General features: G+C 69.3%; 12 protein-coding genes (1 of these 12 only partly in view). 9 read left to right on the top strand and 3 right to left on the bottom strand.

The genetic code is table 11. The features are described from left to right. Nucleotides 1–449 carry the 5' portion of a nucleotide-binding protein gene (locus OG392_RS37430; RefSeq protein WP_329287794.1) on the bottom strand. It extends 166 nt beyond the left edge of the window, so 449 of the gene's 615 nt are visible here — the first part of the coding sequence; it begins with the start codon at nucleotides 447–449; its stop codon lies off the left edge, out of view. Between the two features lie 166 nt (nucleotides 450–615). Between OG392_RS37430 and OG392_RS37425 the strand changes: the two genes are divergently transcribed. Continuing rightward, a complete protein-coding gene (locus OG392_RS37425; RefSeq protein ID WP_329287793.1) occupies nucleotides 616–1068 on the top strand; it encodes a hypothetical protein in 453 nt (150 codons plus the stop codon). A gap of 91 nt (nucleotides 1069–1159) precedes the next feature. Here OG392_RS37425 and OG392_RS37420 read toward each other — a convergent pair whose 3' ends face one another. Together OG392_RS37420 and OG392_RS37415 are read right to left on the bottom strand one after the other, a co-directional pair. Continuing rightward, nucleotides 1160–1720, bottom strand: a complete 561-nt coding sequence (locus OG392_RS37420) for a UTRA domain-containing protein (RefSeq protein WP_329287791.1) — start codon at nucleotides 1718–1720, stop codon at nucleotides 1160–1162. Between the two features lie 29 nt (nucleotides 1721–1749). Further along, complete coding sequence (locus tag OG392_RS37415) at nucleotides 1750–2526, bottom strand: GntR family transcriptional regulator (RefSeq protein WP_329287789.1); 777 nt, start codon at nucleotides 2524–2526, stop codon at nucleotides 1750–1752. A 278-nt stretch (nucleotides 2527–2804) separates the two neighbouring features. Between OG392_RS37415 and OG392_RS37410 the strand changes: the two genes are divergently transcribed. The 8 genes from OG392_RS37410 (at nucleotide 2805) to OG392_RS37375 (ending at nucleotide 8472) form a co-directional block, all read left to right on the top strand. Then, on the top strand, nucleotides 2805–3770 hold the full coding sequence (locus OG392_RS37410; protein WP_329287787.1) for a DUF2637 domain-containing protein: 966 nt from the start codon (nucleotides 2805–2807) through the stop codon (nucleotides 3768–3770). A 124-nt stretch (nucleotides 3771–3894) separates the two neighbouring features. Beyond that, a complete protein-coding gene (locus tag OG392_RS37405; RefSeq protein WP_329287783.1) occupies nucleotides 3895–4128 on the top strand; it encodes a hypothetical protein in 234 nt (77 codons plus the stop codon). Then, on the top strand, nucleotides 4125–5921 hold the full coding sequence (locus tag OG392_RS37400; protein ID WP_329287781.1) for a hypothetical protein: 1797 nt from the start codon (nucleotides 4125–4127) through the stop codon (nucleotides 5919–5921). Before OG392_RS37405 ends, OG392_RS37400 begins: the two co-directional genes overlap by 4 nt. Further along, nucleotides 5918–6451, top strand: a complete 534-nt coding sequence (locus tag OG392_RS37395) for a hypothetical protein (RefSeq protein WP_329287779.1) — start codon at nucleotides 5918–5920, stop codon at nucleotides 6449–6451. The genes OG392_RS37400 and OG392_RS37395 overlap by 4 nt, the downstream gene beginning before the upstream one ends. Before the next feature lie 272 nt (nucleotides 6452–6723). After that, on the top strand, nucleotides 6724–7170 hold the full coding sequence (locus OG392_RS37390) for a RapZ C-terminal domain-containing protein (protein WP_329287777.1): 447 nt from the start codon (nucleotides 6724–6726) through the stop codon (nucleotides 7168–7170). Nucleotides 7171–7172: 2 nt separating this feature from the next. Then, nucleotides 7173–7487 (top strand): hypothetical protein, encoded by a 315-nt coding sequence (locus OG392_RS37385; RefSeq protein WP_329287775.1) that lies wholly within the window; start codon nucleotides 7173–7175, stop codon nucleotides 7485–7487. A gap of 101 nt (nucleotides 7488–7588) precedes the next feature. Continuing rightward, a complete protein-coding gene (locus tag OG392_RS37380; protein ID WP_329287774.1) occupies nucleotides 7589–7870 on the top strand; it encodes a hypothetical protein in 282 nt (93 codons plus the stop codon). Between the two features lie 86 nt (nucleotides 7871–7956). Then, nucleotides 7957–8472 carry a hypothetical protein gene (locus OG392_RS37375; protein WP_329287772.1) on the top strand — a complete coding sequence of 172 codons (516 nt, stop codon included), beginning with the start codon at nucleotides 7957–7959 and terminating at the stop codon, nucleotides 8470–8472. Nucleotides 8473–8483 lie beyond the last annotated feature (11 nt).

The following is an 8483-nucleotide window of genomic DNA, read 5'->3' as shown; positions in this document are numbered from 1 at the left end:
GCGTTGTTGGTGTTCCTCTTGTAGAAGTTGAAGGCGCCGAAGACGGGTACGCCCACGTCCTGGGCGAGTTGGAGCGTGGCGGGAACTCGATCGAGATCCCCGGGGCGAGCGGGGCACGGCATGAGTACCACGTCTGCGGACTCCATGACCGCCTTCGCGATCTTCAGCGCGCCGGGTGGGGGTCCGTCGATCACCACGAAGTCCGCGCCGGGAGTGATCGACCCCATGCGCTTGGGGAGGTCGACGGCCGCGAGCCCCATCACGGTGGCCCGCATGGGACGTCCCGTTTCCTCGGCAAGCGCCGCTTGCCGTACTGCTCCGCCCATCGGGTCGGAGTCCACCAGGGTGGCCGCGGCTTCAGCCTCCGCCGCAGCCTCCGCGAGAGCCAACGCGGTCATGGTCTTTCCCGCTCCACCTTTGAGAACGACGACCGCCACTGTAAATGCCATGTGACCAGGGTAGAGCGTGCGCACATGAGCATGTGCGCAGACGCGAGACAACCCGGACGGATGCCGTATGCATGTGCTCACCTGCGCATACGTCCCCCTTGCACTTTGCCTCACGGTGAGGCATAGTTGGTTTCAGCAGTCGGGAACGAGAGAAAGCAGGGAAGTCATGGGCAAGGTGTTCGAGCGGATCGAGAACGGCGTCACCACCCACGTGAGCGTCAAGGAAGGTCTTGCCGAAGTGAACGACGCGATGATGGGTCGGGTCTCCCGTGAGCGCAGCGTTCGGCGGATGTCCTCCGGTCGCACGCAACACCACATCGAATACGCGGACGGCCGGGACGTGCGCATGACGCTGGTCGACGCTCCGGAGCCGACCGACACGGAGGCGCCGCGGGAGTGGCGCGGCACGCACTCCAACTTCAGCAACCTTCACCGGTTCGTCCGGGTGGGCGCCGACCCGGAGCGTGGCGACCAGTACCGAGCCCGCTGCAACAAGGGGATTCGTCCCGCCTACTGCACCCCGAACGACAAGCCGAACGAGTACCGCACCCGGGGGGAAGTGCTGGCCAGTGAGCACGCGCACCTCTACACCTTCTGCCCCCGGTGTGAGGCGAAGTAGGCGCGGCGCCGCATGGCGAAGGCCCGACCGGTCTCCCCGGTCGGGCCTTCGTCATTGCTGTTCACAGCGTGCGCAGGTGCGCATGTGCGGATTAGTCCAGCGGTACGGAGTAGCGCAGGGTCCAGCCGGGGCCCAAGGTGTGGCGGGTGACTTCCACCGCCCGCCCCGCGTCGGTGTACCCCACGTGGGTGATCTCCAGTAGCAGAGAGCCGGCGTCGACCCCGAAGGCGTCCGCCTCCGCGGCGGTGGCCTCCCGCTGCTGAACGTCTTCGATCACTTCCACCTGTCGGAAGCCGGCTTCGGCCATACGCGAGATGATCCCGCCCACGCCCGTGTCCACCTGGTCGATGCCCGCGGCTTCGGCCACGTCCACCGGAACCCACGTGTCCGCGAGCTGGACCAGCCTGTTTCCGTCGTACATGCGCCGCGCGCGGACCACCACGTCCCCCGCCTCCGGCCCGAAGTGCGCAGCGGCGGAGGCAGGCGCGGGCTCGCGGCGGACGTCGACTTCGGCGCGCGGTGTTCCGCCGGCGCGCTTCGTCTCGCTCTCGTAGGCGCCGTGGGCTCCGCTCTCTTCGCGGTGGGCGGTGCGGTACCGGCTGCGGGCGTCCCGGAGGATCTGCCCGTTTGCGTCGATCGTGTTCTGTGCCATGGGGTGAGTCGTTCCCTTCATGATCGTTGTCAGTTGGTGGAGCCGAGATCCCACGTGTACTTCAGCGTCCAAAGGTGGGTCGGCATGACGTGGACAGCCACTTCCACGGCCCGCCCCTCTTCGGTGCGCGCGGTGTGCGTCACCTCGTAGACGCGCTGGTCTTCGGTCAAGTCCAGCGCTGCGGCTTCCTCGGGGTCCGGGCTTCGCACGTCGATCGTTTCCGTGATCTGTGCTTGCGCATACCCAAGATCCGCAAGACGCGACTTCGTACCCCCCGGGCCCGTGTCCTCTTCTTCGAGCTGAGTACCGCCGGCGATGTCGACGGGGAGGTATGACGTCGCGATCTGGACCGGCGTGTCATCCGCGAGCATCCGCCGGGCGCGGGAGACGACGGCGGAAACGCCGGGCTCCACCCCCAGCAGCTCCGCCACGTGGGCGGGCGGGAGGACACGCGAGACAGTCACCTGCGAAGCGGGGGTCATGCCGAGTCGGTTGATCTCGGCTGCGAAGGCTCCGCGGGCGGCGCCTTCCTCCCTGCGTGCACGGACGTACCGGGCGGTCGTGTCGCGGAGGATCTTGTGGACGATGCGGGCCACGTAAGTGGAGCGCCCGCGCCGTACGGCCAGACCTTCGCTGATCAGTAGTCGGACGGCTTGTCCGATGCTGCTCCGGTTCGTCTCGAAGGCTTCGGCCATTGCGCTGTCGGTCGGGAGCTGTGCACCCGGGGCGTAGTCCCCCCGTTCGATGGCATCGCGGAGCCGGTCCGCCGCGTCGCGGTATGCCGGCCGCTTCTGTCGTTCGGTCATGTATCGCAGGTTACCAAGAGCTACGTATGTCCCCAAGTGCTAAGCACTAGTTGACTTGCTTAGCAGGAAGGGGGACACTCACAGAGCGACACCGCACCGCTACCCCGCACTACGTGGGGTGGCTGTCGGGTGGTCGTAGGCTGCCTGTCGGGTGCCCCTCCGGGGCGTGCGCAGGTGAGTACATGCGCATAGCGCCCGCACCATGCGCATGTGCGCACATGCAGACGCAGCGAGCTGGAAGGCAAGCAATGAACGGCGAAGAGGAAGGGACGGAAGGCATGGCGAACATGACGAACACCACGCCCGTGGACCCGAGTGGGGTCGAAGGGGGCGCAGCGGGGGGCCGGTCGGGTGGTCGTGGCCTCTTCGGTCGGCGGTCGGAGGACGCGCCGACGAAGACGCAGGGCGCCCCCGAGCCGAAGCCGGGGCGGACCCCGGAGGAGAAGGCGGAGCGACAGGCGAAGCGGATCACGCTCACCGGGTACGCGCTGCTGCTGGTGGTCGTGGGCATCGCCGCGGCCATGTCGTGGAACGGTCTGGTGGGCTTCGCGACGGACGTCCTGCACCTGAAGGACCCGTGGTCGTACGGCGTTCCGGTCTCGCTGGACGTGGCCGCGATGCTCTGCGGCTTCCTCGCACTGCGGGCGGTCGTCGCGCACGACTCCGCGGCCGGCCCCCGGCTGCTGACCTTCTTCCTGGTCACCGGCTCCGCGGGGGCGAACTGGTACCACGCGGAGAACGCCCCGAACGGGTCGACCGCGGCGGCGCTCTACTTCGGCGCCATGTCGGTGCTGTCCTGGTGGCTCTTTGACGTGGTGCTGCGGCAGATCCGGCGGACCATGCTCCGGCGCATCGGTGCAGTTGAGCGCCCCTTGGCCCGCTTCCGCGCGGTGCGGTGGCTGCGCTACCCCCGCGAGACCTTCGCGGCGTGGTCCCTGTCCGTCCGCTACGGGCTCACCCGCCCCGAAGAGGCGTTGGCCCGGGTGTGGCAGGCGCAGCAGGTCAAGGAGGTGGAAGACCTGAACGGGCTCCCGGAGGGGATCAGCAAGGCGGACGCGGTCCGGCTCGCGCTCTCGGCATCGTCCGGCGACGTCCCCGCGGCGCTGGACTGGCTCGGAGCCCGCGGCATGAAGGTGGACCGCTCTTACGCCTACGACATCGCGAAGCGGACGCCCAAGATCGAGAGCGGCCCCGTACCGGCCCAACTCCCCGCGACGGGAGTCGACCCGGTACCGACGTCCTAACCACAGCCCCACAGCGGCGCCCGGCGCCGAAGCGACAGCGACAACCACTGACGAAGCAGGGGCGGCCGGCTGGTCCCCGACCGCCCCCCGCGACTCATCCCCACTGACGAGAGGGTCTGAGGCAATGCCCACGTTCTCACACGCGCGCAGCGGCGGCGGAACGCCGCTCCCCACCGAGCCCGACACCACCCCGACGACTCCCGACACGATCCCCACGGCCCCCGACGCGGCCCCCAACGGTCCGACGCTCGCGCACTTCGCGCTGTCGGTCGGTGTGGGCGGCGGCAAAGGCGCGGTGGGCCAGATCCTCCGGCAGCAGATCGACGCCGGCGCCACGGTGTGGGGGCGGTCCGCATGAGCCTGACCGCCGCCGCCTTCGGCGTGGCCGCATGGGTCGCGATCAAGAACCGAAACAAGATCCTTCGCCGTCACGCTGAGTCGATCCCCGCGGAGCCCCCGCGCTGGATGCCGTACCGCTGGATCTACCCGCGGACCCGCCGCCTTCACTGGGTGCGCATCGTCCCGCAGTGGGTCCGCCGCGCGGTTCTGCTGACCGCGGTCGCCCTGGTGGTCGGCTGGAACGTGAGCCCGGTCCTGACCGTGCTCGCGGCCGTCATGGTCGGCGGACCCGCCGGCTACGTCGGACACCGGACGCGCGACCGCCGCCGCCACTTCCGGGACCTGGTGGTCCCGCTGTGGATGACCGTTGCGGATCTGCTGGACGTCCCGAAGGGCGAGAGCATCCGCGATTGGCTGCGAGTCCCGTACGCGCTGGACGCGGAGAACGCCAAGGTGACGCTTCGAGTCCCGCGCGACTTCCGCGGGAGCGACATGCAGCGCGCCGAGATCACCGCACTCATGGAGCGCCGCATCCCCGGCGAGTGGGAAGCGGAATGGGACTGGGGCCGGTTCTGCGTGACCCTGAAGCACCCGCCGGCCCCCCCGAAGTACGTCGCGTTCGCGGACGTGCTCGCGGAGGCCCTGAAGTCGCCGGAGGCCCGTCCGCTGGTGGGTCTCGGCACCCGCGGTGAGGCAGTCCGGGGCGACTTCGACCAGGAAGCGCCGCACTGGGCGCTGAGCATGGGTACGGGCGCCGGCAAGTCCACGTTCCTGCGCTTCGTGATCGCACAGCTCGCCCGGCACACGGGCAAGGACGGCGGGGTGGAGCAGATCGACATTTGCGACCCCAAGCGCATTTCTCAGAATGCTTTCCGGGGCGTCCCCGGAGTGTTCATCCACAAGACCGCCGAAGCATGGGTCCGGCAGGTTCAGGAATTCCGCGCCGAAATGGAGCGGCGTTACGAGGAACTTGACGAGAACGAAAAGGCGGTATTCCCGCGGCGCGTTCTCGTCATCGAAGAGATGAACAGTTTCACCCGGCTGGTTCAGGAGTGGTGGAACTCCATTCGCGAGAAGTCCGACCCCCGCACGCCCCCGATCATGAATGACCTTGCGTTCATTCTGAATCAGGGCCGACAGGCGCGAATGCACGTCGTTTCGGTCTTCCAGCAGATGAACGCCCGTGCCGCGGGCGGCTCGGAGGCGCGCGACCAGTACGGCATGAAGGTTCTCGCCCGGTTCTCCCCGGCCGCGTGGAACATGCTGGTGGGCACTTACCCGCGCCCGAAGTCGTCCCGTCACCCCGGCCGCGCCATCGTCATGGTGGGAGACGACCAGCGCACCATTCAGATGGTCTACATGACCCCCGAAGAGGCGCGCGAATTCGCATTGAACGGCCGTGAACTGCTCGAATCCGCGCCGACGTCCCCCCGAACGTCCCTGAACAAGCCGGGAACGTCCCTGCCTGGGTCGATGCCGAGTTTCGTCCCGGGACAGTCCCCGGACAATACGGGGCGTAACGGGCACGCCGCGTTCGTCGCGGGCAGTGACGGAATCGACCGTCCGACCCTCCGCGCCGTTCCCGAGCCGGCCCCCGAGCCCGAGCCGGAGCCCATTTCCGGACTGAAAGGCGGAGCCGAATTCCTCGGAATGGAACTGGAAGCCTTCAAAAAGGCCCGACAGCGTGACTCCATTCCCGGCGAATTCCGCCGCGGAAACTCCCCGTCATGGATGCCGGAAGCGCTGAAGGAATGGCACCTTAACCGCCCGCGAGCGGGCGCCCGGACAATCAAGGAAGGCGCGGCATCGTGAACAACTTCGACCCGAACCGAACCCCCGGCGCACTCGCGAAGAACATCCCCGCGGACGTCTTCGACCAAATGCCCCGCGCTGAAGTCGTCGTCCCCTCCGCGGTCGTTCCGGCCGAATACGCCGCACGTCAGAACCTGAACGTGGTCACGGTCTGGACCCCGGACGGGCGGGAAATCCTGGTGGACGTGGACGCATTCGCGCAGCACGCTGCGAGCCTTTCCCCGGTCCGCCGCGAGCCCGTTCCGCGGTGGGTCGTTTCGGCCGCCATTCTCATGCCGGTAACCGCCGGAAGCGTCGCGCTCGGGGCGTGGGGGCTCGCGCTCGCCGTCCCGGCCGTGCTCGCCTTCGCGGAGGCCCTGCGGCAACTCTTCTTCGTCGTGCTCGGGATCGCGGTCCTGGTCGGCGTGGTCATGCTCTCCCGCCCCAAGAAGGGCGCGGGGGAGGCGGTCACGGTCACCGCCACCGCGGTGTCCCGCGGGCTGCTGAGCAAGGCCACCGCGACCGCCACCGCCATCGTTAAGCGCCGCTGACTGACGGTTGCCCGATCCGCCCGGCCGGCCCGCGACGGCCGTCCCGGGCGGTGAGGGGAGCCGGACAGTCCGGCCCGCGGGGCGACGACCCCGAGCCCGACCGCCGATCAATCACCCCCGCTCGCCCCCGACTTCCCCCACCCTCTTCCACTTTGCCTCACAGTGAGGCATAGTTGGTTGCGGGAGCCGGAGAAGACGGGCCGAACCCGATCCCCCTTCGCGCGCCCACTCCGAACCACAGCCCCACACCGGACACCCCGGAGGAACCCCACATGACCGACCACACCCAACAGCCCGTAACCATCACGTCGTTCGGGTACGGCCACGCCCCCGCCCCGGAGGCCACCGCGGTCTACGACGTCCGCGCCCACTTCCGTGACCCGCACGTGGACCCCGCCCTGCGCCACCAGACCGCGGAGTCCCCGGACGTCTTCGCCACCGTGATGAACACCCCCGGCGTGGCCGCACTGGTGGACTGCATCGTCCACACGGTCTTCAGCTACCGCGCCGGCCCGACCCCCGCCCCCATCACCATCGCGATCGGCTGCGTGGGCGGTCGCCACCGCAGCGCCGCAATCGCGATCCGGGTCGCTCAGATCCTCGCCGGCGCTCAGATGCCCGCGACGCTCGAACACCGCGACATCGCCCGCCCCGTGATCGCCCGGCCGGAGACGTCGACCGGTGACACCGCGCCCGCGACCGCGGCCGGGGGGCGCTGACGATGCTTCGAGACCTGATCGCCCTCCCCGCCTTCTATCTCGTCTCCCGCGCGCCCCTGGTCGCGGAAGTCGTCGTGGGCGTCGGCTTCCTCCTTCTCCTGAGCGACCAGGGGATGCCGCTCACCAGCAGCGTGACCGTGCTCGCGGTCGCCCTTCTCGGAGTGCTCGCCGTCCACCTGGCCACGTCCGCCCGGATGCTCCGCACCACCGATGGCGGGCGCCGCGCGATCGAAGACGCCTGCTGGGAGGCGTCTGAGCGGATCGCGGACTGGGCCGGCTGGGAGTTCACGGAGACGACCGACGCGGAGCGCGACTGACGGTTGCCCGATCCGCCCGGCCGGCCCACGACGGCCGCCCCGGGCGGTGAGGGGAGCCGGACAGTCCGGTATCCACGACGAAGGGAACGAACATGCCGATCATGAGCGCTGAGGCGCGGCTGAGGGCGATCCGCAGCGGTGACATGTCGGGGCTGACCGCGGGTGAACAGGCCCGGGTGGTCTTCCACACGGGGCGCGGCTGCGTGAAGGTCGTCCGCGGCAAGTCGACGTCGAAGGCGGACAGGGCCGTGGAACGGATCTTCAAGGACGCGGAGGAGCGGGTGGCCGCGGAGCACGCGGCGGAAGAGGCCCTGCGGAAGAAGAAGATCACGGACAAGGCCATGGCGAAGGCGAAGAAGCGCGCCGAGTCCAAGTGGTGGTGACGACCCCCTAGCACTTTGCCTCACAGTGAGGCATAGTTAGGGGAGTCGGAGAACACCGCCCGACATCGCAGACAGGAGACACCTGCATGGACACCCTTGCCACCCACAACGAAGCGGCCGAAGCCCTGGTGGGGCTCGCGCTCGCCACGTTCGTGGACACGCAGCACCGCGAGCGCGCAGAGCGCGACGCGGCCCGCTCGCGCCGCCGCACCTACGTGCGCGACGCGGCCCATTGGAAGGCCGTGGACCTCTTCGGGCGCGGGCCGGCCGAACAGCTCGGTTGGCACGTCACGGAGCCGGGGGACGGCCCGGACGGCATCGCGGAAGCGACCGTGGTCCTGACCTCCGACGGCCCGACGCTCGCGGCGCTGGTCTTCCGCTCGGAGGACAGCGACCCGGACGCGATGGCAGACAGCGGCGCCCTGTACTTCAAGCGCGACTGCTTCACCTGCGGTGAGGCGCACGTGGACGCGGTGGACACGCTCGCCCGGCTCGGGGAGCTGCTGACCGCCCACAGTGCCTACGACATCGACAGCGACCACAGCCCGGCGCCTCGCCCCGACTCCGCCCACTGGCCGCTCACGGCCGCGGGTGCCAAGTAGGAGGGGCGCGG

The organism is Streptomyces sp. NBC_00691, from assembly GCF_036226665.1.
GTDB lineage: Bacteria > Actinomycetota > Actinomycetes > Streptomycetales > Streptomycetaceae > Streptomyces.
This window is presented reverse-complemented; position numbering and strand designations above follow the sequence as displayed.

Coding starts and splice junctions, on each gene's coding strand:
- OG392_RS37425 (WP_329287793.1), top strand. CDS start 616: ATGGGCAAGGTGTTCGAGCGGATCGAGAACGGCGTCACCACCCACGTG.
- OG392_RS37420 (WP_329287791.1), bottom strand. CDS start 1,720: ATGGCACAGAACACGATCGACGCAAACGGGCAGATCCTCCGGGACGCC.
- OG392_RS37415 (WP_329287789.1), bottom strand. CDS start 2,526: ATGACCGAACGACAGAAGCGGCCGGCATACCGCGACGCGGCGGACCGG.
- OG392_RS37410 (WP_329287787.1), top strand. CDS start 2,805: ATGGCGAACATGACGAACACCACGCCCGTGGACCCGAGTGGGGTCGAA.
- OG392_RS37405 (WP_329287783.1), top strand. CDS start 3,895: ATGCCCACGTTCTCACACGCGCGCAGCGGCGGCGGAACGCCGCTCCCC.
- OG392_RS37400 (WP_329287781.1), top strand. CDS start 4,125: ATGAGCCTGACCGCCGCCGCCTTCGGCGTGGCCGCATGGGTCGCGATC.
- OG392_RS37390 (WP_329287777.1), top strand. CDS start 6,724: ATGACCGACCACACCCAACAGCCCGTAACCATCACGTCGTTCGGGTAC.
- OG392_RS37385 (WP_329287775.1), top strand. CDS start 7,173: ATGCTTCGAGACCTGATCGCCCTCCCCGCCTTCTATCTCGTCTCCCGC.
- OG392_RS37380 (WP_329287774.1), top strand. CDS start 7,589: ATGAGCGCTGAGGCGCGGCTGAGGGCGATCCGCAGCGGTGACATGTCG.
- OG392_RS37375 (WP_329287772.1), top strand. CDS start 7,957: ATGGACACCCTTGCCACCCACAACGAAGCGGCCGAAGCCCTGGTGGGG.